The sequence below is a fragment of the Lentzea atacamensis genome, from assembly GCF_003269295.1.
Taxonomy (GTDB): Bacteria; Actinomycetota; Actinomycetes; order Mycobacteriales; family Pseudonocardiaceae; genus Lentzea; species Lentzea atacamensis.
On sequence record NZ_QLTT01000002.1, the window covers coordinates 177,595 to 201,635 of the forward strand.

At 69.2% G+C, this 24,041-nt stretch carries 22 protein-coding genes; 9 read left to right on the top strand and 13 right to left on the bottom strand.

Annotation, left to right across the window (positions count from 1 at the left end):
* Positions 1-12: 12 nt before the first annotated feature.
* On the bottom strand, positions 13-135 hold the full coding sequence (locus C8D87_RS48515; protein WP_267899847.1) for a hypothetical protein: 123 nt from the start codon (positions 133-135) through the stop codon (positions 13-15).
* Positions 136-383: 248 nt separating this feature from the next.
* Positions 384-1,109, bottom strand: coding sequence for a TetR/AcrR family transcriptional regulator (locus C8D87_RS09580; protein ID WP_109630046.1), 726 nt, complete (start codon positions 1,107-1,109; stop codon positions 384-386).
* A gap of 111 nt (positions 1,110-1,220) precedes the next feature.
* On the opposite strand from C8D87_RS09580, the gene C8D87_RS09585 reads away from it, so the two are divergent.
* Entirely contained in the window at positions 1,221-3,338 is a 2,118-nt protein-coding gene (locus tag C8D87_RS09585) for an MMPL family transporter (protein WP_112226431.1), read from the top strand.
* Here C8D87_RS09585 and C8D87_RS09590 read toward each other — a convergent pair.
* Positions 3,275-4,348 carry a YncE family protein gene (locus C8D87_RS09590; RefSeq protein ID WP_112226432.1) on the bottom strand — a complete coding sequence of 358 codons (1,074 nt, stop codon included), beginning with the start codon at positions 4,346-4,348 and terminating at the stop codon, positions 3,275-3,277. The genes C8D87_RS09585 and C8D87_RS09590 overlap by 64 nt on opposite strands.
* Positions 4,349-4,470: 122 nt before the next feature.
* Positions 4,471-6,357 (bottom strand): DUF2339 domain-containing protein, encoded by a 1,887-nt coding sequence (locus tag C8D87_RS09595; protein ID WP_112226433.1) that lies wholly within the window; start codon positions 6,355-6,357, stop codon positions 4,471-4,473.
* 103 nt (positions 6,358-6,460) lie between these two features.
* Here C8D87_RS09595 and C8D87_RS09600 point away from each other — a divergent pair, with 103 nt between their 5' ends.
* From C8D87_RS09600 to C8D87_RS09620, 5 genes are read left to right on the top strand one after another with little or no spacing between them, the layout of a single operon-like run.
* Entirely contained in the window at positions 6,461-7,426 is a 966-nt protein-coding gene (locus C8D87_RS09600; protein ID WP_233439241.1) for a LacI family DNA-binding transcriptional regulator, read from the top strand.
* A complete protein-coding gene (locus C8D87_RS09605) occupies positions 7,423-8,832 on the top strand; it encodes a sugar ABC transporter ATP-binding protein (protein WP_112226434.1) in 1,410 nt (469 codons plus the stop codon). The genes C8D87_RS09600 and C8D87_RS09605 overlap by 4 nt, the downstream gene beginning before the upstream one ends.
* Entirely contained in the window at positions 8,829-9,749 is a 921-nt protein-coding gene (locus C8D87_RS09610; protein WP_112226435.1) for an ABC transporter permease, read from the top strand. Before C8D87_RS09605 ends, C8D87_RS09610 begins: the two co-directional genes overlap by 4 nt.
* 29 nt (positions 9,750-9,778) lie before the next feature.
* Complete coding sequence (locus C8D87_RS09615) at positions 9,779-10,696, top strand: substrate-binding domain-containing protein (protein ID WP_109630017.1); 918 nt, start codon at positions 9,779-9,781, stop codon at positions 10,694-10,696.
* Positions 10,693-11,571 carry a ribokinase gene (locus C8D87_RS09620; protein WP_112226436.1) on the top strand — a complete coding sequence of 293 codons (879 nt, stop codon included), beginning with the start codon at positions 10,693-10,695 and terminating at the stop codon, positions 11,569-11,571. The genes C8D87_RS09615 and C8D87_RS09620 overlap by 4 nt, the downstream gene beginning before the upstream one ends.
* Here C8D87_RS09620 and C8D87_RS09625 read toward each other — a convergent pair.
* Together C8D87_RS09625 and C8D87_RS09630 are read right to left on the bottom strand one after the other, a co-directional pair.
* A complete protein-coding gene (locus tag C8D87_RS09625; RefSeq protein WP_112226437.1) occupies positions 11,549-12,226 on the bottom strand; it encodes a hypothetical protein in 678 nt (225 codons plus the stop codon). The two genes, C8D87_RS09620 and C8D87_RS09625, sit on opposite strands and share 23 nt — an antisense overlap.
* Complete coding sequence (locus tag C8D87_RS09630; protein ID WP_233439122.1) at positions 12,223-13,437, bottom strand: right-handed parallel beta-helix repeat-containing protein; 1,215 nt, start codon at positions 13,435-13,437, stop codon at positions 12,223-12,225. Before C8D87_RS09630 ends, C8D87_RS09625 begins: the two co-directional genes overlap by 4 nt.
* Before the next feature lie 47 nt (positions 13,438-13,484).
* On the opposite strand from C8D87_RS09630, the gene C8D87_RS09635 reads away from it, so the two are divergent.
* From C8D87_RS09635 to C8D87_RS09645, 3 genes are read left to right on the top strand one after another with little or no spacing between them, the layout of a single operon-like run.
* Positions 13,485-14,330, top strand: coding sequence for a Dyp-type peroxidase (locus C8D87_RS09635; RefSeq protein ID WP_112226438.1), 846 nt, complete (start codon positions 13,485-13,487; stop codon positions 14,328-14,330).
* A gap of 48 nt (positions 14,331-14,378) precedes the next feature.
* The gene (gene ptsP / locus C8D87_RS09640) at positions 14,379-16,010 is read left to right on the top strand and encodes a phosphoenolpyruvate--protein phosphotransferase (RefSeq protein WP_112226439.1); all 1,632 of its coding nucleotides are present in this window, start codon (positions 14,379-14,381) and stop codon (positions 16,008-16,010) included.
* Between the two features lie 10 nt (positions 16,011-16,020).
* Positions 16,021-16,989: a phosphotransferase family protein gene (locus tag C8D87_RS09645; RefSeq protein ID WP_112227003.1), complete on the top strand. Its 969-nt coding sequence runs from the start codon at positions 16,021-16,023 to the stop codon at positions 16,987-16,989.
* Between the two features lie 7 nt (positions 16,990-16,996).
* Here C8D87_RS09645 and C8D87_RS09650 read toward each other — a convergent pair whose 3' ends face one another.
* From C8D87_RS09650 to C8D87_RS09680, 7 genes are all read right to left on the bottom strand, one after another.
* Complete coding sequence (locus C8D87_RS09650) at positions 16,997-17,869, bottom strand: LysR family transcriptional regulator (RefSeq protein ID WP_112226440.1); 873 nt, start codon at positions 17,867-17,869, stop codon at positions 16,997-16,999.
* The gene (locus C8D87_RS09655; RefSeq protein ID WP_146771669.1) at positions 17,866-18,927 is read right to left on the bottom strand and encodes an alpha/beta hydrolase; all 1,062 of its coding nucleotides are present in this window, start codon (positions 18,925-18,927) and stop codon (positions 17,866-17,868) included. The genes C8D87_RS09650 and C8D87_RS09655 overlap by 4 nt, the downstream gene beginning before the upstream one ends.
* A 79-nt stretch (positions 18,928-19,006) precedes the next feature.
* Positions 19,007-19,915, bottom strand: a complete 909-nt coding sequence (locus tag C8D87_RS09660) for a hypothetical protein (protein ID WP_112226442.1) — start codon at positions 19,913-19,915, stop codon at positions 19,007-19,009.
* Entirely contained in the window at positions 19,900-20,238 is a 339-nt protein-coding gene (locus tag C8D87_RS09665) for a sigma factor-like helix-turn-helix DNA-binding protein (protein WP_215732276.1), read from the bottom strand. The genes C8D87_RS09660 and C8D87_RS09665 overlap by 16 nt, the downstream gene beginning before the upstream one ends.
* Positions 20,239-20,327: 89 nt before the next feature.
* A complete protein-coding gene (locus C8D87_RS09670; protein WP_112226443.1) occupies positions 20,328-21,506 on the bottom strand; it encodes a glycine C-acetyltransferase in 1,179 nt (392 codons plus the stop codon).
* Positions 21,506-22,537, bottom strand: a complete 1,032-nt coding sequence (tdh, locus tag C8D87_RS09675) for an L-threonine 3-dehydrogenase (protein ID WP_112226444.1) — start codon at positions 22,535-22,537, stop codon at positions 21,506-21,508. Before tdh ends, C8D87_RS09670 begins: the two co-directional genes overlap by 1 nt.
* Before the next feature lie 36 nt (positions 22,538-22,573).
* Positions 22,574-24,025 (bottom strand): SDR family oxidoreductase, encoded by a 1,452-nt coding sequence (locus C8D87_RS09680; protein ID WP_112226445.1) that lies wholly within the window; start codon positions 24,023-24,025, stop codon positions 22,574-22,576.
* Between the last annotated feature and the right edge of the window lie 16 nt (positions 24,026-24,041).

The window sequence follows — 24,041 nt, forward strand, 5'->3', positions numbered from 1 at the left end:
GGCTCTCTCGTGCTATGCCGTGGTGCTTGCGACCCGCAACGCGCCTTCGGCGAGCACGTTTCCTGCCTTCAGCGCGCCGACGACATCGGGTACGTCGAGCCAGTCGCACCCCGTTCCGGTATCCGCCGTGCGCACGCGCCACAACAGCGGCGGCTTTGCCCACCGCGTCGATGGTGCGGTGTCCCTGAGCGCTGACCGGATACGGCCCCTCGTCGAGCGCACTGACGATCCAGCCCCTCAGGTCCGCCCGGACTAGCGACAACCATCGCGAAGCCGTGTTCGGCCAGTGCCTTGGCGAGCGCCGCGGCGCTCGTCCTGTCTGGTACCGCGAAGTCGTGCGTACCTGCTACTGCCGACCAGCCTGCCATTTCCGTCCGCTCGACTCAGCGAACCGCCGAGTCGTCCTCCTGGAATCCGATGTCCGACAGCATCTGGTCCAGCATGCTGTCGAACATCGGCTCCGGGTTGCTCACCGCGAACGGGAACCTCCCGAACACCTCCAGCGCCACGTGCCCGTACAGCCGCACCCACGACTGCACGACGTGGTAGATCTTGCCCAGGTTGAGCACGTCGTCCTCGACCGTGACCCCGTGCACCGACACCGCGTCCATCAGTACCTGTTGGAACCTGGCCAGGTCCTCGTGCAGCACCTCGGGCACCTCGTCGTCCGCGTGCTTGACGACCAGGTTCGAGGCGATCAGCCGTCCGGCCAGCTGCAGGAACACCGCGCCGAACTGGTCGGCGCCCAGCGGATCCCGTGGCGAGGCGAAGACCAGCGCGAACTCCTGCGGGTGGGCCAGCGCCCAGCGCCGGAAGCCCCGGCACACCGCCCTGACCTGGCATCCCACCTGTCCTGACGTGTCCGCGGCGAGGTCTGCGTACAGGACGGCGGCCATGTCGGCGCAGATGTCGTCGCAGAGCTGCCGCAACAGCGCGTCGTGGGAGTCGTAGTAGCGGTACAGGGCTGGCGCGGTGATGCCCAGCTCGCGTGCGATCGCACGCAGGGTCACTGCGTCGCGGCCGCGTTCCACCAAAAGGGCGCGGGCCGCCTGCCGAATCTCACGCTCGGTTTCTGCGCGGAGCCGTTCTCGGCGAGTGGCCTCGGTCATATGTCACTCCATCGGGTTGTAGACCTCGTCCACCGCCCGTACGGTTTTGGTGAACGGTGTTTACAAGAGTTCACGGGATTAACAGCACGGTAACCCAGGAGGCCGTCGTCGATGTTCGCGAAGTGGGGATCTGTCGCATATCGCCGCCGGTGGGTGGTGTTGATCGCGACCGTACTGCTCGCCGTGGTGGGCGGCGTGTGGGGCATCGGCGTGTTCGACAAGCTCAGCCAGGGTGGTTACGAAGCTCCTTCCAGCGAGGCGGCGCGGGCCGACAAGGTAGCCGAGGAGGCGTTCGGGCGGCAGAACGGTGATGTGATCGTCATTTATCGGGGCGATTTCGCGAACCAGCTCGAGCTCAAGAAGATCGCCGACCACATCAGCGGCTTTCCCAAGGACGACGTGCTCAAGACCGTCGGGCCTGTGCCGTCCGACGACAAGCGGCAGGCCCTGGTCGCCATCACGCTGACCAGCGGGGACTCGAACGAGCAGATCAAGCAGTTCGAGGACGTCCAGAAGCAGCTCGCGGTGGACGGCTTCAGCCAGCAGGTCGGTGGGCTCGTGCCCACCCAGAAGGCCATCAACGACATGTCGCAGGCAGACCTGACGCGCGCGGAGATGTTCTCGCTGCCGCTGGTCCTGCTGCTGCTCGTGATCATCTTCGGCGGTCTGGTGGCGGCGTCGCTCCCCGTTGTCGTCGGCGGGCTCGCGATCATGGGCGCGCTCGGTGTGCTGCACGGTGTCGCGATCTTCACCGAGGTCAACTCGTTCGCGGTCAACGTCGCGTCGCTGCTCGGCCTGGGCATGGCGATCGACTACGGGCTGTTCATGGTCGGACGGTTCCGCGAGGAGCTCGCGGCTGGGCGGACGACCGAGCAGGCGGTGGGGCGCACGGTCGCGAGCGCCGGCCGTACCGTCATGTTCAGCGCGACGCTGCTGGTCATCGCACTGGCCGGGCTGCTGCTCTTCCCGCACGGCTTCCTGAAGTCCCTCGCGTACGGCGGCATGTCGTCGGTCGCGATCGCCGCACTGGTCTCGCTGACGCTGCTGCCCGCGCTGCTCGGCGTGCTCGGTCACCGGGTCGACAAGCTCGCCATGCCGTGGCGCAAGAAGGAGCCCAGCGAGCGCGGCTGGCGCAGGCTGAGCGGCAAGGTCATGAAGCGGCCCGTCCTGGTCGCGGTGCCGATCATCGGTGTCCTGGTCGCGCTCGGCGCGCCGTTCCTCGGTGTCCAGTTCGGCCAGGTGACCGAGAAGGTGCTGCCGGAGGGCAACACCGTGCGCGTGGCCACCGAGAACATCAACCAGAACTTCTCCGCGCTCTCCAACACCGGCTTCAAGATCGTCGTCAAGGGTGGTGACCAGGCTGCGGTCCAGGACTACCTGGGCAGGGTCAAGGACATCAAGGGTGTCGGCGACGTCCAGCCGCTCGGCTCGGACAAGGGCGTCACCTCCGCTTCCGCCGGGCTGGAGCAGGACGCGCTGAGCGACGAGTCGAAGCAGGCGCTCAAGGACGTCAGGGCGCTCGCCCCGCCGGCCGGCGCCGAGGTGCTGGTCGGCGGCAACACCGCCATGGTCAGCGACTCGCTGGACGCCATCGCGGACAAGCTGCCGTTGATGATCGCGCTGCTGGTCGGCGCGACGCTGATCCTGATGTTCCTGGCGTTCGGCTCGGTCCTGCTGCCGATCAAGGCCGTCGTCATGAGCGCGCTGTCGTTGTCCGCGACGTTCGGCGTGCTGGTCTGGGTCTTCCAGGAGGGCCACGGTGCCGACCTGCTCGGCATCACACCGGGTCCGCTCGAGTCAGGCATCGTCGTGCTGATGGCCGCCATCGTGTTCGGCCTTTCGACGGACTACGAGGTCTTCCTGCTCTCGCGCATGGTCGAGGCACGTGGTCAGGGCGCCACGACCGAAGAGGCGGTGACCACCGGCCTGGCCAAGACCGGCCGTGTGATCACCTCGGCGGCTCTCCTGCTGGTCGTGGTGACAGGTGCGTTCGCGTTCTCGCAGGTCGCGATGATGCGGTTCGTCGGTGTCGGGATGATCCTCGCGCTGGTGCTCGACGCCACCGTGGTCCGGATGCTGCTCGTGCCGGCCGTGCTCAAGCTGCTCGGCAACGCCGCGTGGTGGTCACCCGGTCCGCTCAAGCGGATCCAGGAACGTCTCGCACTTCACGACGAGCCGGTGGACGACGACTTCGACGACGAGGTCCGCGAGCCCGTGGCGGTCGGCTGACCGGGAGGGAAGGCGATCATGGCCGCGTCGAACTGGCGCGGCCTCGTGTCCCGCAGCTCGCCCAGCTTCATCCGGTACGTGGCGAGCACCGCGTTCGAGCTGTCCAGCACCGTCGTCGTCGTGCCGGTCGCGAGGAAGACCCTCGGGTCCCCCGGCGCGATGGCGACGCTCGGTGCGTTGATGGGCAAGCGTTCGCGCAACGTCATGGTCGCCGCGTCGACGACCGCGACCGACCCTTCCTTCGTCAGCGCGAGGTACACGGTGGCGCCGTCCGGGGTGACGGCGAGACTGCCCGCTCCCCTGCCGACGCTCATCGTGCCGACGACCCGGTTCGTGGTCGTGTCGATCACCGACAGCGTGCCCGGCGTCTGCTCGCCCAGCCGCATGCTGCTCACGTAGAGGCGCTTGCCGTCCGGTGAGATCGCCAGGTGCTGCGGCATGCCGCCGACCTGCACCGTCGAGGTCTGGAACGCGGTCGCCGTGTCGACCAGGCCGACAGTGCCGTCCTGCGCGTTGGCGACGTAGAGGACCTGGTTGTTCGGGTGGACGGCGAGGCCCTGCGGCTGGCCGGGCACCTTGACCGCGGCGACCAGCCGGAAGTTCTCCGGGTCCACCACGGCCACGCCACCGCTGGCGGAGACGTACAGACGTTTGCCGTCCGGGCGCATCGCCGCATGCGTGAGCTGGACCTGGGTGAAGAGCCGGTCGACGACCGCGCCCGTGTTCGGGTCGACTTCGGTGATCGCGCCCGTCCACCCGTTGACCACGTAGACGCGCTGCCCGTCCGGCGACACGGCGACACCCGTCGCGCGACCCGCCGTGTCGGCGTGCGCGAGCACCGCGCCGGTTCTGGTGTCGACGACCTGGACGAGACCGGTTTTGCCCACCACGTACGCACGCGGAACCGCTGCTGCTGAGGTGGTCGTGTAGTCGTGCCGTTGCTCGACACCCATCGCCGCGATGGCCGCTGAGAGCGCTAGAACCGCGGCCACGAGGCGTGGCTTTGCCATACGCCCGATGGGACCACTTCTGGGTGCTTTCGATCTACTTCTGTCACCCGTCAGAGGGAAATCTTTGCCCGGTCGTAGTACGACCGTCGCCCGCGACGGCGGCGCGGGCGACAGCCGTGTACCTAGTGAGACGGAGGAGCAGCTGGTTTGGATTCATATGAATCCGGGTTTTTCGCGCTCGCCACCAGTTTGGCGTAGCGGGTGCCGGCGGTCAGCAGCACCAGTCCGGCGCCGAGGAACGCCAGCACGCGGGCGACACCGTCGAGCGCGCCCAGGTCGAACGTCACCAGCTTGACCACCGCCGCGCCGACCAGGATCAGCCCGGAGATCCGCAGCGCCTTGTTGTTGATCCCCCTGACCAGCAAGAACAACGCGGCGACCGTCCACGACACGGTGACCATCGAGTGTCCGAATAGGAATCCGCTCTCGTCCGGCGACACCAGCAGCGCCGCGCACAGCACCGCACCCGCCGCGCCGTAGAGCAGCACGAGCCCGGCGATGATCCACGGGAACGGGTGCTTCGCCGGCTCGCGCAGCACCTGCATCTTCAACGCGGCCCACGGTGCGGTGGCCGCGAAGACACCCAGCACCACCGCCGTGACGAGGCCCGCCGCGTAGTCGCCGGAGCCGGCGATGACGTACCGCGGTTCCTCCAGCAGCCACGTGATCGGCACGGCCTGGCTGACCGTCATCAGGAATCCGACGGCACCGAACACGATCGACCCCACCAGTGCGCTCTTCTTGTTGAGCCGCGCCGCGAGGAACGCCAGCAGCACCGCCTCGGCCAGCACGATCGCCGTGCGGACGTTGCCGTCGAGCGCGATCACCGTCGTCTGGAACAACGCGAGCATGCCCGTCGCACCGGCCGCCGTCGTGAACGAGCGCGGCAGGTCCGGCACCATCCAGATCGCCAGCAGCACCGCGGCGACCGCACCCGCCAGCACGGAGTTGGCCGGGTCGCTCAGGAGCGTGGTGGCGAACATCGCCGGCAGCGCGGAGCCCGCCACCAGCGCGACCGCGACGATGTCGTCCGGCCGCTTCCGGGTGGTCAGCAGCGCGACCACGATGCCGACGACGGTCGTGGCGGCGGCGACCCCGACAACGGTCCACTCGTAGTCGCGAGGGATGGCGTTCGCCGTGGTGAGCAGCGAGGCGATGATCGGCGGGAAGCCACCGGCGATGGCGAGTCCAGGCCAGTTGCGCTGGATCTGCACCGGCGTGCTGGCCATCTTCAGCACCAGCAGGAACCCGACCAGCAGGACCGTGAAGCCCTCGGTCAAGACCGGCGAGCAGATGGCGCACGCTGCGACGACGCCGACCGCGAGCGTTTGCGAGTCCCAGCGCAGCGCGAGCACGACACCGGTCGCCGCGACGCCGAGCCCGACGACGAGGCCCACCGGCGGTGGCAGGTACTCGTACAGGCTCGTGGCGGCGATGACATCGAGGTACAGGCCCGCGAAACCGGTCGCGGCCAGCGCGAACGCCCCCGTGCGGCCGGTGGGATTGCGGTGCAGCCAGATGCCGATGCCCACGAGCGCACCGCTGAAGACCGCGCCGCCGATGACGCGCGGCATCGGGCCGAGCCAGCCCCGCTGGATGGCGAGGATCAGCAGCAGGACGAAGCCGAGCACGGTGATCGCGCCACCGACCCAGGCCAGCAGCTTCGAGCCTGCGCCGTCCTTGCCGAGCTTCTCGAGCAGGGACTCGCGCGGTTGCGGAGCGGGCCACTGCTGCGGTGGCTGCGGCCACTGCTGCTGCGGCCACTGCTGCTGCGGCACCGGCGGCGGCACCGGCATGGCGCCCTGCTGCGACCACGGGTCGGGCGGCAGCGGCACCGAGACCGGTGCCTGAGGAGTCGGCGGCGGCGCGACGACCTCGGCCACGGCAGTGGCGGCAGAGGCCACGGAGGCCGACCGCATCTCCGAGCTGATCGTCACCAGCCGCTGCCCGATGGCCGCGAGCTCCAGCGCGAGGCGCTGCTCGTACCCGAGGCGGTCATGTCCGTTCATGGCATCAGGGTGAGGCAGGACACGGCCGGTGACATCCGTACACCTACTCATCCGGCTTGACTGGACAGCCGTGTAATCGATTAACTTCTCGTCCGTGACGACCATGAAGGACGTCGCGCAGCACGCAGGCGTCTCCACGGCCACCGTGTCGCGCGTGCTCAACGGCCATGCCGCGCCGACCCCCGAGACCCGCGAGCGGGTGCTCGCCGCGATCGAGGAACTCGGCTACCGGCCCAACGCCCTCGCGCGATCCCTCAGGACCACCAGCACCCAGACCCTGGGTCTGGTCATCAGCGACCTGCTGAACCCGTTCTTCGCCGAGATCGCCAGAGCGGTCGAGGACGAAGCCCGGTCACACGGCTACTGCGTCGTGATCGGGAACGCCGACGAGAGCGCCGAGCAGGAGGCCACCTACGTGCGCACCCTGCTCGACCGCCGGGTGGACGGCCTCCTGCTGTGCCCCGCGACCGACGACCCGAGCCTGGTTCGCGAAGTGAGCGCAGGCGGCGTACCGCTCGTCCTGCTCGACCGGACGGTCAGGGGCGCCACATGCCCCGTCGTCCGCGCCGACGGCAGCGAGGCATTGACCGCGCTCGCCCGGCGGCTCGTCGGCGCCGGCCACTCCCGCATCGGCGTGATCGCGGGCCCGCCGGACACCTCCACCGGGAGAGAACGCAGCGACGTGTTCACCGGAGCGCTCGGTGGCGCGGCGCAGATCGTGCACGGCGACTTCCGGCAGGAGAGCGGCAGCCAGGCCGCCGCGAAGCTGATCGACGACGGTGTCACCGCGCTGGTCGCGATGGACAACCTCATGGGCCTCGGCGCACTGGGCGAGATCAAGGCCCGCGGTCTGCGGATTCCGCACGACATTGCGATCGCGGTGTTCGACGACCAGCCGTGGTTCCCGCTGCTCGACCCGCCGATCACGGTCATCGCCCAGCCGACCGTTGAGATGGGCCGCGCGGCCGCCCGCAGCCTGCTGGCGCTGATCAACGGTCAGCAACCCGACGACGTCCGCCTCTCCGCGAAGCTCGTGCTGCGCGGTTCGTGCGGGGAGGCTGAGCTGTGAAAGCGCTCATCACCGCCCGCGGCATCACCAAGCAGTTCGGTGCCACCAGGGCGTTGGACGGTGTCGACCTCGACATCAACGCCGGAGAGGTCCACGTCCTGCTCGGCGAGAACGGCGCCGGCAAGTCCACCCTGGTCAAGGTCCTCGCGGGCATCCACAGCCACGACGAGGGCACGATCGAGGGCGAGGCCAGCCTCGCCGTCATCCACCAGGAGCTCGCGCTCGTCCCGGAGCTGAGCGTCGCGGAGAACCTGTTCCTCAACCGGTTGCCCAGGAAGTTCGGCTTCGTCGACCGCGCCGAGATGCGCCGCCGTGCACCCGAGCTGCTCGACCGGGTCGGTCTGAACGTCGACCCGAACGCCAAGGTCAAGGACCTGGGCATCGCCCAGCAGCAGATGATCGAGATCGCCCGCGCGCTCGACAAGGACGCCGGCGTGCTGATCCTCGACGAGCCGACCGCGGTCCTCACCGACACCGAGACCGACCGGCTGCTGCAGATCATGGCTCAGCTGCGCGACAACGGCGTCGGCCTCGTCTTCATCACCCACCACCTGGACGAGATCCAGCGCATCGCCGACCGCATCACGGTCCTGCGCGACGGGCGCAGCGTCGGAGTCCTCGGCCCGCGCGCCACCACCCAGCACATGATCGAGCTGATGGTCGGCCGCCCGATCGAGGAGCAGTACCCGCGCGCCCGGCAGCGTCGCGGCAAGCCGCTCCTGCGCATCTCGAACTTCACCAGGCGAGGCGTCTTCCGCGACATCAACATCGAGGTCCACGCGGGTGAGGTCGTCGGCATCGCCGGCCTGGTCGGCGCCGGACGCACCGAGGTCGCACGGGCGGCGTTCGGCGTGGACGACTACGACTACGGCAGTGTCGAGGTCGACGGGAAGCCGTTGCCCCGCAACAACGTCCAGGCCGCGATCAAGGCAGGCCTCGGCCTCGTCCCCGAGGACCGCAAGGGCCAGGGCCTCGTGCTCACCGCGACCGTCGGCCAGAACCTCGAACTGGCAACGCTGGCGAACCGCGACGAGAAGCGCCTGCACGACATCGCGGGCAAGCTCCGGATCAAGGGCCGCGTCGAGCAGCCGGTGAAGGAGCTCTCCGGCGGCAACCAGCAGAAGGTCGTCATCGGCAAGTGGCTGCTGGCCGACCCCAAGGTGTTGATCCTCGACGAGCCAACGCGCGGCGTCGACGTCGGCGCCAAGGTCGAGATCTACGAGCTCATCAACCGCATGACCGCGCAGGGCCGGGCCGTGCTGCTCGTGTCCAGCGACCTGCCCGAGGTGATCGGGATGAGTGACCGCGTCGTCGTGATGGCACACGGCCGGGTGGCCGGTGAGCTGCCGAAGGACGCGACCCAAGACCAGGTGATGGCACTCGCCGTGCAGGAGATCTCCGCATGACCACGATCAGCAGCAGTCGCCGTACGCCCCAAAAGTTCATCGCTGAGAACGGAGCGTTGGCCGGGCTTTTGCTGCTCGCGCTGGTGATCGCGATCATGCAGCCGACGTTCCTCTCCGCGCAGAACCTGGTCAACGTCGGCGTCCAGGCCGCGGTCATCGCGATCATGGCGTTCGGCATGACGTTCGTGGTCGTCGCCGGTGGCATCGACCTGTCCGTCGGCAGCATCGCCGCACTGGCCGCCATGGTCGGCGCACTCACGGCCGGCCCGGTCGGCCTCGTCGTCGGCGCTCTGTGCGGTCTCGTCAACGGCGCGTTGATCAGCTACGGCAAGCTGCCGCCGTTCATCGCGACGCTGGCCATGCTCAGCGTCGCGCGCGGTCTCACGCTGGTGATCTCCGAAGGTCAGCCGCACGAGACCGACGCCGTGGTGACGTTCCTCGGCTCGAACCTCGCGCCGATGGTGCCGTTGCCGCTGCTGCTGATGCTGCTGTTCTTCGGCATCACCGGCCTGATCCTCACCCGCACGAACCTCGGCCGCCGCATGTACGCGATCGGCGGCAACGAGGAAGCCGCGAAGCTCAGCGGCATCGACGTGCGCAAGCAGAAGCTCTGGATCTACGCCCTTTCCGGCCTGTTCGCCGCCGCCGCGGGCCTCGTGCTCGCGGGACGGCTCGGGTCCGCCGGTCCGCAGGCAGCGGCCGGCTACGAGCTCGACGCCATCGCCGCGGTTGTCATCGGTGGTGCGTCGCTGTCCGGTGGCGTTGGCCGCGCCACCGGGACGTTGGTCGGCGCACTTGTGCTCGCCGTCCTGCGCAACGGCCTCAACCTGCTGCAAGTGCCGCCGTTCTGGCAGCAGGTCGTCATTGGCGCGGTGATCGCTCTTGCCGCGTTGCTCGACTCACTTCGCCGTCGCTGAGATATCCCGAACACGTGAGGAAGACACCAATGAAGGTGACCCGACGGATCGCGCTGACCCTCGGCGCCGCCGCTCTGCTGGCGACCGGGTGCAGCGGTACTGGGGCGTCCGGAGGTAGCGGCATCACGATCGGCCTCGCGGTGTCCACTTTGAACAACCCGTTCTTCGTGGAACTGCAGCAGGGTGCGCAGGCGATGGCGGACCAGCTCGGCGCCAAGCTGACCGTGATGGACGCGCAGAACGACGCGACGAACCAGGTCAACCAGGTGCAGACGCTGGTGACCCAGGGCGTCAAGGCGATCATCCTGAACCCGGTCGACTCCAAGCAGTCCGCGCCGGCCGCCAAGGCCGCCGAGATGGCGAACATCCCGCTGATCTCGGTCGACCGCTCGGTCGAGGGCAAGGTCGCCGCCGAGGTCGCCTCGAACAACGTGTCGGGCGGCAGCCTCGCGGCCATCGAGCTCGGCCGCGCCACCTCCGGCGAGGTCGCGCACCTGCGGGGCATCTCCGGCGCGTCGGCGTCGCGTGACCGCGGCCAGGGCTTCGAGCAGGGCCTGAACAGCGGAAACATCAAGGTCGTCGCCACCGCCGTCGCGGACTTCGACCGCGCCAAGGGCCTCAACGAGACCACGAACCTGCTGCAGGGTCACCCGAACATCAAGGGCATCTTCGCCGAGAACGACGAGATGGCGCTCGGTGCGATCAAGGCCCTCGGCGCCCGTGCGGGCAAGGACGTCATGGTCGTCGGCTTCGACGGCACGCCGGACGGCCTGAAGGCGATCCAGGACGGCACGCTCGTCGCGACCATCGCGCAGCAGCCGAAGCAGCTCGGCTCCAAGGCCGTCGAGCAGGCGGTCAAGGCCGCCAAGGGCGAGCCCGTTCAGCAGGTCGTGGACGTCGAGGTGAAGGTCATCACGAAGCAGAACGTGGCAGAGTTCATCAAGTGACGAATCCTCTGCTTGTCCTCGGGTCCGCCAACGCCGACCTCGTGGTCGAGGTCGGCAGGCGGCCCGCCGGCGGTGAGACCGTGCTCGGCGGCGACACCGTCGTGCTGCCCGGCGGCAAAGGCGCGAACACCGCCGTTGCCGCCGCTCGCGTCGGTGCTTCCGTCGCACTGATCGGTGCTGTCGGTGGCGACGGGTACGGCTCGCTGCTGCGTGAGTCGCTGGAGTCGTCCGGTGTCGACACGAAACTGGTGAAGACCTCCGCGCGGCCGACCGGCATCGCCTACATCACCGTGACGCCGGACGGTGAGAACTCCATCGTCGTCTCGCCCGGTGCCAACGCCGACGTCTCATCGTCCGATGTGGACGCCGTGTCGTTCGACGGTGCGCAGGTTCTGACGTGCTCGCTGGAAGTGCCGCTGGAGACGGTGGTCCACGCGATCGGCGTGGCCTCGAAGGCCGGTGTGCGGACCGTGCTGAACCTGTCGCCGGTCGCCGAGCTGCCCGCGGAGACGTTGCGGCAGCTCACCGTGCTGATCGTGAACGAGCACGAGGCCGCGCAGCTCGCCCCCGGCTTCGACGGCCTGCTGCAGCTCGGCCCGAAGTCCGCGGTCGTCACGCTCGGCGCGCGCGGTGCCGCCGTGGTGACAGAGGAAGGCATCACCGAAGTGCCGTCGATCGAGGTCGCCGAGGTCGTGGACACGACCGGCGCCGGTGACGCGTTCGCGGGTGCGCTGTCCGCCCGGCTCGCTGAGGGCGACACGCTCGTCGACGCCGCGAAGTACGCCGCGAAGGTCGCCGCCCTGTCCGTCACGAAGGCCGGTGCGCAGCCGTCCTATCCGACGGCCGCCGAGGTCAGCTCGCCAGCGGTGGGATGACCTTCACCGGCTCACCCGATCCGGTGAAGTCGAAGACGGCGAGCTCCTCCTGGTTGCCCAGCTTGGCTTCCAGCCGGCGGAGCTTGCCGTCCGCGTCGAGCCAGTAGTGCAGCCGTGCGTCCGCCGCGTTCTTCTGCTTCGGTCCCTCGAAGACGTCCACGGCCGTGTCGCCGATCTTGTCCGATCGCAGCCAGCGCGCCGAGCTCTGCAGCAGCAGCTGGGCGTTCTCCGGCCGGTCTGAGCCGAGGTTCACCAGCAGCCTGAGCGCGCCGTCCAGTTCGGAGCCGCGTTCCCGCAGTTCTCTCACCTGCCAGTCGATCGCCGGCACCGGGTCGACCGGCTTGGTGGACGGCGTCGTCCCGAACGCCATGCGGCCGAGGTTCCACTGCACCAGGCCCTTGGAGAACTCGTCGTCGCGGCCGTCCGTGCGCATGCCCGCGTAGCCGAGGTGGTTCACGAAGTCGACCCGGCCGTCCAGCACGAGCTTTCCGCCGGGCGACGGGACGGACGCGGTGAACGTGCTGACGCCGGTCGTGTAGTTGGAGAACCGGACCAGTGCCAGGCGTTCCGCCTCCGGGATCGAGAGCGGCCGCGGGTGCGGCGCCGTGCTGCAGGCGGTCATCAGGAGCGCGAGGGCGAGGACGGTCTTCTTCACGACCGCACCGTCGCCCGGTCGACGAACAGGTCCTCGGTCGGCACGCCGTACTTCTCGACGTTCGGTGCCTTGTCCGGCAACGGGCCGCTAGGCATGTCCGGCTGGTTCGGCGGCGCGGCGACTTGGTTGAACGGGATTCCGCGCGGCGCGGCGGGTTTCGGCAACGGGGCGCCGACACCGCCGTAGCAGTGGCCGTCGTCGAAGCAGTTGTTCCTGCCGGGCGCCCGTTGCGTGGCCACGTACAGCACGTCCTGGCCGTTGCGGGTCAGCACGTTGTCGTCGAACCGGTTGTCCAGCGGCGCCAGGTCCTCACTGGACCCGATCGCGACACCGGTCCCGGGGTTGCCGGTGATCAGGTTGCGGGACACCAGGTTCTTCGTGCCGCCCGCGATGCCCATGCCGAGCCCGAACGCGCCGTCGGCCTGCGCGGGTGAGAGCGCCTCGGCGTTCTCCGACACGAGGTTGCCGACGAACGTGGCGTCCTCCTGGGGCACGAACGCCTCCTGGTAGTCGGAGTTCGAGGTCATGCCGACGCGGTTGCCGCTGAACCTGTTGCCCAGCACGTACATCTGGCCGGACGCGTTCGTGCCCTCGTAACCGACGGCGTTGCGCTCGGCCACGTTGTCGCGCACGACGATGTCGCACGGCTTGCACTGCCCGACGTAGAAGCCGGAGTCGGCGCTGCCGCTCGCGTAGCTCTGCTCGATCACGCCGTGCTGGGCGTCGAACGCGTAGATGCCGTACAGCGCGTTGTTGCTGGCCGTCACGTACGAGACGCGGAAGCCCTGCAGCGGCGGGAACTTCTGCGTGTCCAGCTTGGTGTAGCCGTTGCTGCCGCGGCCCATCCCGCCGTTCTCACTCAATCCGGTGATGAGAACGCCGTTCAGCGTGTGGTTGCGGACCGTCAGGTTCTGCACCGAGACGTCCGGTGCGGTGACCACGATCCCGTTGGCGCGCTTGACCTCCCCGTCGATGATCACGCTGCTGCGCTGGGTTCCCCTGATCGTGAGGCCCTTGGTTCTGACCTGCACGGACTCCTTGTAGACGCCGGGTGCGACGACGATGGTGGCGCCTTCCTGTGCTGCGTCCACCGCAGCCTGGATGGTGTTCAGCTGCGCCGGGACGTTGATCTCGGGGCCGAGCTTCGGTTGCGCCGCCGGTGAGCACCCGGCGACCAGGAGCAGTGCAACAAACGTGTACGGAGCGCGCACAGCCGGTCACCGTACTGCGCCGTTCAGCCTAGTGCCACACTGGCCCTGTGGGTCAACTATCGCGCCGCCGTCTGCTGTACGGTGCTGCTGCTATTGGACTACTGGGTGGCTGTGGCACGCCCGAACGACAGCCAGGTGTCGTCACGCCGCAGCAGATGCACGCCGACATCTCCGTGTGGGACGCGCACACACTGCCGTCTGTGCAGGTCAGCTCGTCGGTCACGGTGACGTGGGGGCACGGGATCGACGGGCTGCCGGAGTTCCCCGGTGACGCGGTCCGGCCGCAGGACCTGGGCGGGAAGCTGTTCCTGCAGATCTGCGGGGACGACGCCGGCGCTGTGCGGGACGCGGCCGCCCGGCTGCGGCCGGAGGGTCGGTTGCGCTGGCGTGAGCAGGGGTTCTGCAACTCCGACCGCACCAACGTGCTGGGGTTCAGGGACGGCATCGTCGTGCCGAAGACCCCGGCGGAGTTCGAGCAGGAGGTCTGGCGGCCGGACGGGTCGACCATCGCGGTCGTGCGCCGGATCAAGCTCGACGTCGCCGGGTTCGCCGCTCTGCCGGTGGGTGAGCAGGAGCGGATCTTCGGGCGGCGGAAGCGCGACGCGGTGCCGTTGTCCGGCGGCGACGAGGTCGATTTGTCGGCAAAGACCCCCGACGGCGAGTACGTCATCCCGGCCGACGCGCACGTCCGGCGGGCACACCCGTTGACGGCGGGTGCGGGCCTGATGCTGCGGCGCTCCTACAACTACGCCGAGGGTCTGCTCTTCATCTCCTACCAGCGCGAGCTGAAGACGTTTGTGAACACGATGTATCGGATGACCGAGGGCGACGCACTTTTGCGTTACGCCACGACGACCAGCTCAGCCGCTTTCCGCATCCCGCCCTTGAATTAGTCACACTGAGCTGTCGTCGGTTCCCGGTGGAAGGGTATGGTCTAGACCATGTCGAGCGCGCGGCTGAGCGGTGTCGGTGTCAGCAGCGGCCGGGCTTCCGGCCCAGTGGTCAGGGTCGCCGAGACCCTGCCAGAACCTCCGCTGGGTCCGCGACCTGCGGATACGAAGGAAGAGGCGTCCCGCATCCGCCCGGCGACCGAGGTCGTGGCGCAGCGCCTGATGGAGCGCGCGAAGACCGTCGAGGGCGAGGCCCGCGCCGTGCTGGAAACGACGGCGGCGATGGCGGGCGACCCGTCCCTGATCAAGTCCGCCGAGAAGCTCGTCGTCGAGGAGTCGCTGCCGGCGGCCCGCGCGGTGCACCAGGCCGCGCAGAAGTTCGTCACGGCCCTGCAGGCGGCCGGCGGCTACATGGCCGAACGCGCCCGCGACGTCCAGGACGTCCGCGACCGGGTGGTCGCCGAGCTCCTGGGCCTGCCCGCACCCGGCGTCCCCGACCTCGTGGCGCCGTCGGTGCTCGTGGCGCGCGACCTCGCGCCGGCCGACACGGCGGGCCTCGACCCGTCGAAGGTCCTCGCGCTGGTCACCGAGGAGGGTGGCCCCACCTCGCACACCGCGATCCTGGCTCGTTCGCTGGGCATCCCGGCTGTCGTCGCGTGCCGTGGCGTGCTCGCTCTGGAGGTCCCCGCTCTGGAGGTCGACGGCGACACCGGTCAGGTCCGCGAGTCGGACGGCAAGGTCCGAGCCGCGGGTACGGGCAGGAAGGCCTCGTGGAACGGCGTGGGTGTGCTGAAGGACGGTCACCGCGTGAAGGTCCTCGGCAACGTGGGTTCTCCCGCGGACGCCGCCGCTGCAGCCGCCGCCGGAGCAGAGGGTGTGGGCCTCTTCCGCACCGAGTTCTGCTTCCTCGACGCCGCGGAGGAGCCGACCGTTGCTGAGCAGACTGCTGCATATGAGGCTGTGCTGGCGCCGTTCAAGGGCAAGCCGGTTGTGGTGCGCACCCTCGACGCGGGTGCGGACAAGCCGCTGGCGTTTCTGAGCCCGGACCCCGAGCCCAACCCGGCGCTGGGCGTCCGCGGCCTGCGTGTCGCCTTCGACCGTCCGGACGTGCTGGACCGCCAGCTCGAAGCCATCGCCGCCGCGGCCGCGTCGTCCGGCGCCGAGGTCTCGGTCATGGCCCCGATGGTCGCCACCGCCGCCGAGGCCTCGTGGTTCGTCGCGCGTGCCCGTCAGGCGGGGATCCAGCGGGCCGGCGTGATGGTCGAGGTACCGTCCGCCGCCCTGTCGGCGCGGGAGATCCTGCAGGTCGTCGACTTCATTTCCATCGGCACCAACGACCTGGCCCAGTACGTCTTCGCCGCCGACCGCCAGCTCGGTGGTGTGGCAGCGCTGAACGACCCGTGGCAGCCGGCGTTGCTGCGCCTGATCGCGCAGGTCGGTGAGGCGGCCACGGCCGCGGGCAAGCCGATCGGCGTGTGCGGTGAGGCCGCGGCAGACCCGTTGCTCGCGTGCGTGTTGATCGGCATGGGCGTGACATCGCTGTCGATGAACCACACGGCGCTGGCCGACGTCGGCGCCAAGCTCGCCACCTCGAGCATGGACATCTGCCAGCTCGCCGCCCGTGGGGCGCTGGCTGCGGGCGACCCGGCGACGGCGAAGCTCGCGGCACGCGCACCGCACTAACCTGGGGCTGGTGCAGAGCCAGACCAAGCGCCGCCTGTCTCCGGAAGAACTCGACGCCCTGATGTCCGGCTCTGCCGGCATCGGGTGCCGGGTGGAAGCCGAGCTGACCGACGGCTGGTTCAACACGGCCTACCGCGTCCGGCTGGACGACGGCCGGGCCGCCGTCGTCAAGCTCGCACCACCGGCCGAGGTCCCGGTTCTGCGGTACGAGCGCGGCATCATGGCGACGGAGGCCATGGTCTACCGGCGGCTCGCGACCCTGCCGGGCGTACCGGCACCCGAACTCCTCCACGCGGGCAAGGACTTCCTCGCCGTCTCCGTCCTCGAGGGCACCACGTGGGACAAGGCGGGCGACCTGCCGGAGGCCCCCCAGCGGGCGTTGCGGCGCGAACTCGGCGCGATCACCGCGCGTCTGCACACCCTGACCTCGGAGGACGGGCGGTTCGGCTACCCGGCCGAGGAGGCGGCGCTGTCCTCTCCGGACTGGCGGACGGCCTTCACCGCCATGGTGGACGCGCTGCTGGAAGACGCCGCACGATGGCAGTCCGAACTGGGCGTGACACCCGGTGAGATCCGGACCCTGGTCGCCGACGGCGGTTACGCCCTCGACGAGGTCACCAAGCCCGCCCTGATCCACTTCGACCTCTGGCCGGGCAACATCTTCATCGACGGGTCCCGCATCGTCGGGCTCATCGACCACGAGCGGGCGTTCTGGGGTGACCCGGCGGCCGAACTGGTCTCGCTGGTGTTCGGCGGCGACACCGGCCCGGACAGCGACCTGGTCCGCGGCTACACCGAAGCCGGCGGCGTTCTCGACTTCACGCCCGCCTTCCAGCACCGCCTGGCCCTGTACCAGCTCTACCTGAGCCTGCTGCTCATCATCGAGTTCGGGCCCCGCGGCTACGACAACGCGGAACACCTCGCGTTCTGCCGCAGCTATCTCGCCGACAACCTCGCCCGGTTACGGGCGCTGCGGTAGGCGTTGTTCAGAGGTGCGCAGTACACAGCTCATCAATCACGACGCGAATCAACGGATGGTCTTCTGACCCTCTGCGCACAGCCGCCACCACTCGCCGCAATGGCGCCACACCGGCCACCACCTGACGCACGGCTGCCATGCGCACCCCACCGACGGCGTTCCGCGGCGCCAACGCCACCCCGCCCCTGGCCGCCACCAACGCCTCGATGGCCCGGAAGTCGTCAGACGTGTGGCGGATCCGCGGCGCGAACCCGGCTTGCGCACACGCCATCTCCACGACGTCCCGCAGCGGGTTCCCCGGCAGCGTCACGACCCAGTCCTCGTCGGCCAGCGCCGCCAGTTCGACCGGCCCGCCCCCGAGCGGGTGGTCCGGCGGCAGCACCACGTCGAAAGGCTCGGTGTAGAGCGGAAACGTGGTGAAGCGGTCCGTCGAGCGGTGTTCCTCGGTGATCGCCACGTCGATCTCACCGTCCAGCAACAACCGAACACTCTCGTGTCCCTCGGCATCCCGCACGGACAGCTCGATCGACCGTTCCTTCAACGTCGCCAGCGCGGGAGCGACCACCTGCGTGATCGCCGACGCGAACGCGGCCACCGCCACCCGTCCGGCGGTTCCGGAGGTAAGAGCGTCCAAAGTGGCCTGTGCGCGTTCCAGTTCTGCCGCAACGACATGTGCGTGTGCGACGAGCAACTCACCGGCGGGCGTGAGCGAGACCCGTCGTCCTTTCCGGAGCAGCAACGGATGTCCTGCCTCGGACTCCAGTGCCGCGAGCTGCTGCGACACCGCTGACGGCGTGAGATGCAACGCGGAAGCTGCAGCCGTCACGGTGCCGTGGTCGGCGAGTGCGCGCAGCACGCGGAGCCGTCGTGGGTCGATCACCCGCTCATGATGGCCGCCGCAGCCATGCAACGCAGTTCCGCCGCGACTTTCAGCATCGCGCGCCGAGCGTGCCGGTCGCAGGACAGGAACGAAGCGAACCCGTGCACCAACCCGTCGCAGTGCAGGTGTGTCACCGGCACCGCGGCGGCCCTCAGCCGTTCCGCGTACTCGGTTCCCTCGTCCCGCAGCGGGTCGAAGCCCGCCGTGACCACACAGGTCCGCGGCAGCCCGCCGAAACCGGGAGCGCGCAACGGTGAGGCGTACGGCTCGAACAGCCGCTCGAGATCCGGTGAGTAGCAGGACCGGTACCAGTCGATCATGTCGGTCTCGATGAAGTAGCCGCGCCCGAAGAGCTGACGCGCCGGATGCTCCCCCATCCCGTCGACGGCCGGGTAGAGCATCAGGTTGAAGGCCGGCACCGCGACCCCGTCATCGACACACCGTTGCGCCACAACGGCCGAGAGCGCTCCGCCTGCGCTGTCACCCCCGACGCCCACCGTGCCGCAGGCAACGCCGAAGTGGTTCAAGTTCGCGACGACGTGCAGGTACGCGGCATAAGCGTCGTCGACCGCGGCCGGATACGGGTGTTCCGGCGCGAGTGCGTACTCGACGGACACGATCCGCACGCCGCCATGCCGGCTGAGGAAGCGGCAGATGCCGTCGTGGCTGGCCACACTGCCGACCACGAAACCGCCGCCGTGGAAGAACACCAGCAGGGGAAGCGGACCGGAGGCGTCGGCAGGGCTGTACACCCGCGCCGGAACCGGTCCCCGTGCGCCGGCCACGACGGTGTCGCGCACCTGCACGTCACGTGCGACGCCGGCGTGCATCACGGAAGACACGATGTCGTAGTCCTTGCGCGCCGCCTCCAGATCCGGAACCGCCTGAGGTTCTTTCCTCGGCACGAGCCGTTCCAGCGCGATCAGCAGCTGAGCCGTGGGACTCAGCTGCGCACCCTCGACCTCGACGGGTGCGCCGAGGATCGCGCGGATGACCGGGTCGGGCAGGCTCAACGCGGCCCTTGCAGCGAGGGTGGCCATGCGGAGCGACAGTCTCACGAGCGGCAAGCTATAGGCGGCACGAGCACGACGATCGGGTAGTAGCAAGACTTTCCGCAGATCTCGGAAGCTCACCGCTTCACGATGGGGGCACCGGCTCGCCGATCGCGTTCACGTCGGGCGGGCCTGTCGCGCCGTCGGCCAGGCCGAGGTGGAGGTACTCCTCGGACCAGATCGGGGTGCCCGCGGGGAGCCCGCACCTGGAGGTGGTCAGCACCTGCTGGTGGACGATCGGTTGCGCGGTCCGCTCGTCGACGACCAGTTGTTCCTCCACGGTGCCGAACTGCGACTCCACAGGTGCCAGTGCCGCGCCCACTCCCACCCGGCCGTCCGGCTGGGTCACCCTGCCGAGGTCCCTCGCCGAGGTCCTGAGCAGTGCGAGCAGCGCCTGTCGCTGGTCGTCGCGCAGCGGGGCGATCGCGAGCCGCATCATCTGGCCGGGTTCCCGAGGAGGCCTGACCCCGGAGCCCGAGGCGCTGACGTCCGTGAAGAGGTTGCCGATCTCCTCGTAGGGGATGGTTCCGAATGTCGAGATGTCGTCTTTCCACGCACCCGGCCGCATCTGGCCGACGCGCAAGTTGTGGTTCATGCCCACGATCGGCACCACCATCGGTGCACCGGCTGTCACCCACCGGGCGTCGTCGTTTGCCGACTTCGGGGCGACCATGCCGCTCAGCCGGCTGACCTTCACGTGCCGGTCCGGCGCGAACCACTCGTCGGTGTCGGAAACCATCCGCATGACGTACGGGTTCGCCGGGTCACCGACGAGCAGCAACGAGGTGTTCCGCGTCAGCACGTGCCACCACGGCTGCGGATCGGCGAACTGCCCGGTGCGGTCGGACGGCAGGATCGCGAGCACGAGCAACACCACCGCGGCGAACGCGACCAGCACCGGCCCGAACCGTCGCGTGAAGGAAGGCGCCCCCGCCCAGTCGCGTGGCCTGGGCAGTGAGGTGATCCGGGCGAGGTCCTTCAGCAAGTCCCCCATGACTCCCTCACTCGGTCGGTGGTCGATGAGGAGAGAGAACGCCGCAGTCGTCGCCGTGCGCGATGCAGCCGCACGAAGAACGTCGCGGTGGAGCAGCCCGGCAGCTGCGCCGCCTCGGCCGCGGACAGCCCGTGCCACGCGATGAGCGTGAGCACCTCTTGGTCCGCCGGTGCCAGCCCGGTGAGAGCCTCACGCAGCTCGACCACCGCGTAGTCGTCCCCGGCCGGAGCGTCGACGAGCTCGGCGTGCCGCGCCTGCCTGCGGGCCTCGCGCACCAGGTTGCGGGCGATGCCGAGCAGCCACGGCAACGCGTCGGCGGGCATCTGGTCGAGTTTGCGCCAGGCGATCGTGAAGGTCTCGCTGGTGATGTCCTCCGCGAATCGTCAGGATTCTTACAGCACTGTGTCCCGGATCACATCTTCGCTCGTGCGGCGACGAACGCGTCGACCGCCCGGTTCACGTCCTGCGTGGTGTGCGCGGCCGACATCTGCGTGCGAATGCGCGCCTTGCCGTGCGGCACCACCGGGTACGAGAAGCCGATCACGTAGATGCCCTGCTCCAGCAGCAGGTCGGCCAGCCTGGCCGCCTCGGCCGCGTCACCGATCATCACCGGGATGATCGGGTGCTCACCGGGCAGCAGGTCGAAGCCCTCCTCGGTCATGCGCCGGCGGAAGAGCTCGGTGTTCGACCGCAGCTGGGTGAGCAGCTCGGACGAGCTGGAGAGCATGTCCAGCGCGGCGATCGCGGCCGCGGTGATCGACGGCGCGAGCGAGTTCGAGAACAGGTACGGGCGTGAGCGCTGCCGCAGCAGTTCGACGATCTCCGCGCGACCGGACGTGTAGCCGCCGGACGCACCGCCCAGCGCCTTGCCGAGCGTGCCGGTCACGATGTCGACGCGGTCCTGCACGCCGAAGAGCTCCGGGGTGCCGCGGCCGGTCGGGCCGGTGAAGCCGACGGCGTGCGAGTCGTCGACCATGACCAGCGCGTTGTACCGCTCGGCCAGGTCGCAGATCTCGTCCAGCGGCGCGAGGTAGCCGTCCATCGAGAAGACGCCGTCGGTCGCGATCAGCCGGTAGCGGGCGTCGGCGGAGTCCTTGAGCTGGCGCTCCAGGTCGTCCATGTCGCGGTTCTTGTAGCGGTAGCGGCGAGCCTTGGACAGCCGCACGCCGTCGATGATCGACGCGTGGTTCAGCTCGTCGGAGATGATCGCGTCCTCGGCGCCGAGCAGCGTCTCGAACAGGCCGCCGTTCGCGTCGAAGCACGAGCTGTAGAGGATCGTGTCGTCGGTCGCGAGGAACTCGGAGACCTTGCGCTCCAGTTCCTTGTGCGGCTCCTGGGTGCCGCAGATGAACCGCACGGACGCCATGCCGAAGCCCCACTCGTCGAGCGCGGTCTTCGCGGCCTCGATCAGGCGCGGGTGGTCGGCGAGACCGAGATAGTTGTTGGCGCAGAAGTTCAGCACCTCGTCGCCCTGCCCGACCCGGACGGCGGCGTTCTGCGGGGTGCCGATCACGCGCTCGGCCTTGTAGAGCCCGGCCTCCCTGATCTCGTCGATCGTCTTGCGGAGGTCGTTCTTCAGCTCGCCGTACATCAGGCTCCCGTCCAGTCGAGGATGACCTTGCCGCACTTGCCTTCGCGCGCGGTGGCGAACGCCTCCGCGTGCTGCGTGTGGTCGTACCGGTGCGTGATGACCGGTGCGAGGTCGAGGCCGCGCTGCAGCAGCACGGTCATCGAGTACCAGGTCTCGAACATCTCGCGGCCGTAGATCCCCTTGATGTGCAGCATCTTCAGCACGACGCTGCTCCAGTCGACGGGGAACTCCTCCGCGGGCAGCCCCAGCATCGCGATGCGACCGCCGTGCGCCATGTTCGCGATCATGTCCCGCATCGCCGTGGGCTTGCCGGACATCTCCATGCCGACGTCGAATCCCTCGGCCATGCCGAGTTCCCGCTGAGCGTCTTCGATCGTCTTCTCTGCGACGTTCACCGCGAGGTCGACGCCGACCTTGCGCGCGAGGTCCAGCCGGTGCTCGGACACGTCGGTGATCACGACGTTGCGCGCACCCGCGTGCTTCGCGACGGCGGCGGCCATGATCCCGATCGGCCCGGCGCCCGTGATGATCACGTCCTCGCCGATGACGGGAAAGCTCAACGCGGTGTGCACGGCGTTGCCGAACGGGTCGAAGATCGCGGCCACGTCCAGGTCGACCGCCGTGCGGTGCACCCACGCGTTCTGTTCGGGCAGCACGACGTACTGCGCGAACGCCCCGTCGGAGTGCACGCCGAGACCACGCGTGTTGGCGCACAGGTGCCGGCGGCCCGCCTTGCAGTTGCGGCACGTCCCGCACACGAGGTGGCCCTCGCCGCTGACCAGGTCACCGATCTTGACGCCGGTGACCGAGGCGCCCGTTTCCACGACCTCGCCGACGAACTCGTGCCCGAGGACCAGCGGCGCCTTGATGTTCTGGGCCGCCCAGTCGTCCCACGAGTCGATATGCAGGTCGGTACCGCAGATGCCGGTCCGCAGCACTCTCACGACCACGTCGGCCGGCCCCGGCGTGGGGTCCGGAACGTCGGTCAGTTCGAGGCCAGGCCCAGCGGCGACCTTGACGAGAGCCTTCATGCGGGAAGTCTCACCCTTTGCTGCTTGTGCAGTCCATCAGGACTTTCTGAAGTTCTTGTGCAGCTCAGCTTCATTGGCGATGTTGCGCACCATGCCGCCGAACACCACGCCGTGGAACGGCCAGACCACCGCCCAGTAGAGGTGTCCGGCGAGCCCTTTGGGCACGAACACGGCGCGTTGGCGGTAAGTGGACCCGCCCCGCTCACCCTCCGCCACTCGAAGTTCCAGCCAGGCCTTGCCCGGCACCTTCATCTCCGCGCGCAACCGAAGCAGCCGGCCGCGTTCGACCTCCTCGACCCGCCAGAAGTCGAGCGCCTCGCCCACGTGCAACCGGTGTGGATCACGCCTGCCTCGTCTCAGCCCGACCCCGCCGACGAGTCGATCGAGCCACCCCCTGATCGCCCAGGCCAGCGGAAACGAGTACCAGCCGCGTTCGCCGCCGATGCCTTCGACGACTTCCCACAGTCGTTCGGGCGTCGCTTGGGTCCGTCGCTCGCGTTCGTCGGTGTAGACGGAGCCGCCGGACCAGTCGGGGTCGGTCGGGAGAGGTTCGCTCGGGGCGCCCGGCGTGGAGGCTCCCGACCAGCGGGTCTCGACGTCGGCGTCACGGCTCTTGGCCAGTGCGAGCTCGACCGCCTTGTCGTAGCCGGCGTTCTCACCGGGCAGCAGTTCACGGATGTCGTTCTCGCGGCACACCACCTCGTGCACCAGCGACTCGATCAACGGCTTCGCGATCGACCGCGGGACGGGCGTGACGAGGTTGACCCAGTGCGAGGACAGACCCGGCGTCAGCACGGGCACGGGCAGGACGCGACGCTTGGGCAGCCCGGCCACCCGCGCGTACCGCAGCATCATCTCCAGGTACGTGAGCACGTCCGGCCCGCCGACGTCGAACGTCCGGTTCGCGTCGAGGCTCGTCGCGTCGACCAGGTACCGCAGCACGTCCCTGACCGCGATCGGCTGGATCCGGTTGTGCACCCACCGCGGCGTGACCATGACCGGCAGCCGTTCGGTCAGGTACCGCAGCATCTCGAACGACGCCGACCCGGACCCGATGATCACCGCCGCCTGCAGCACCACCGCGGGCACCGGCGACCGCAGGAAGACCTCGCCGACCTCCTTGCGGGAGGCCAGGTGCGGGGAGAGCGGCACGCCTTCGGGGTGCAGCCCGCCCAGGTAGACGATCCGGCGAACGCCCGCACATGCGGCTGCGCGAGCGGTGTTCTCAGCTGCCTCCCGGTCGGCGTCCGCGAAGTCCTTCGAGTGCAACGAGTGCACGAGGTAGTGCACGACCTCGACGTCCCGCATGGCCTCGCCGAGATCGTCGAGCACGTCACCGCGCACGATCTCGACGTCGGTGGCCCACGGGACGTCGCGCAGCTTCTCCGGCGAGCGCACCAGGCAGCGCACCTGGTGCCCTTCGGCCAGCAGCCTGGGCACGAGCCGTCCGCCGAGGTACCCGGTCGCGCCGGTCACGAGACACCGCATGCCCCGATCCTGCGCG

Bases quoted from the DNA above. Each gene is read 5' to 3' on its own strand.
- C8D87_RS09580 (WP_109630046.1), bottom strand. From the start codon at position 1,109: ATGACCGAGGCCACTCGCCGAGAACGGCTCCGCGCAGAAACCGAGCGT.
- C8D87_RS09585 (WP_112226431.1), top strand. From the start codon at position 1,221: ATGTTCGCGAAGTGGGGATCTGTCGCATATCGCCGCCGGTGGGTGGTG.
- C8D87_RS09590 (WP_112226432.1), bottom strand. From the start codon at position 4,348: ATGGCAAAGCCACGCCTCGTGGCCGCGGTTCTAGCGCTCTCAGCGGCC.
- C8D87_RS09595 (WP_112226433.1), bottom strand. From the start codon at position 6,357: ATGAACGGACATGACCGCCTCGGGTACGAGCAGCGCCTCGCGCTGGAG.
- C8D87_RS09600 (WP_233439241.1), top strand. From the start codon at position 6,461: ATGAAGGACGTCGCGCAGCACGCAGGCGTCTCCACGGCCACCGTGTCG.
- C8D87_RS09610 (WP_112226435.1), top strand. From the start codon at position 8,829: ATGACCACGATCAGCAGCAGTCGCCGTACGCCCCAAAAGTTCATCGCT.
- C8D87_RS09615 (WP_109630017.1), top strand. From the start codon at position 9,779: ATGAAGGTGACCCGACGGATCGCGCTGACCCTCGGCGCCGCCGCTCTG.
- ptsP (WP_112226439.1), top strand. From the start codon at position 14,379: ATGTCGAGCGCGCGGCTGAGCGGTGTCGGTGTCAGCAGCGGCCGGGCT.
- C8D87_RS09660 (WP_112226442.1), bottom strand. From the start codon at position 19,915: ATGGGGGACTTGCTGAAGGACCTCGCCCGGATCACCTCACTGCCCAGG.
- C8D87_RS09665 (WP_215732276.1), bottom strand. From the start codon at position 20,238: ATGCCCGCCGACGCGTTGCCGTGGCTGCTCGGCATCGCCCGCAACCTG.
- C8D87_RS09670 (WP_112226443.1), bottom strand. From the start codon at position 21,506: ATGTACGGCGAGCTGAAGAACGACCTCCGCAAGACGATCGACGAGATC.
- tdh (WP_112226444.1), bottom strand. From the start codon at position 22,537: ATGAAGGCTCTCGTCAAGGTCGCCGCTGGGCCTGGCCTCGAACTGACC.
- C8D87_RS09680 (WP_112226445.1), bottom strand. From the start codon at position 24,025: ATGCGGTGTCTCGTGACCGGCGCGACCGGGTACCTCGGCGGACGGCTC.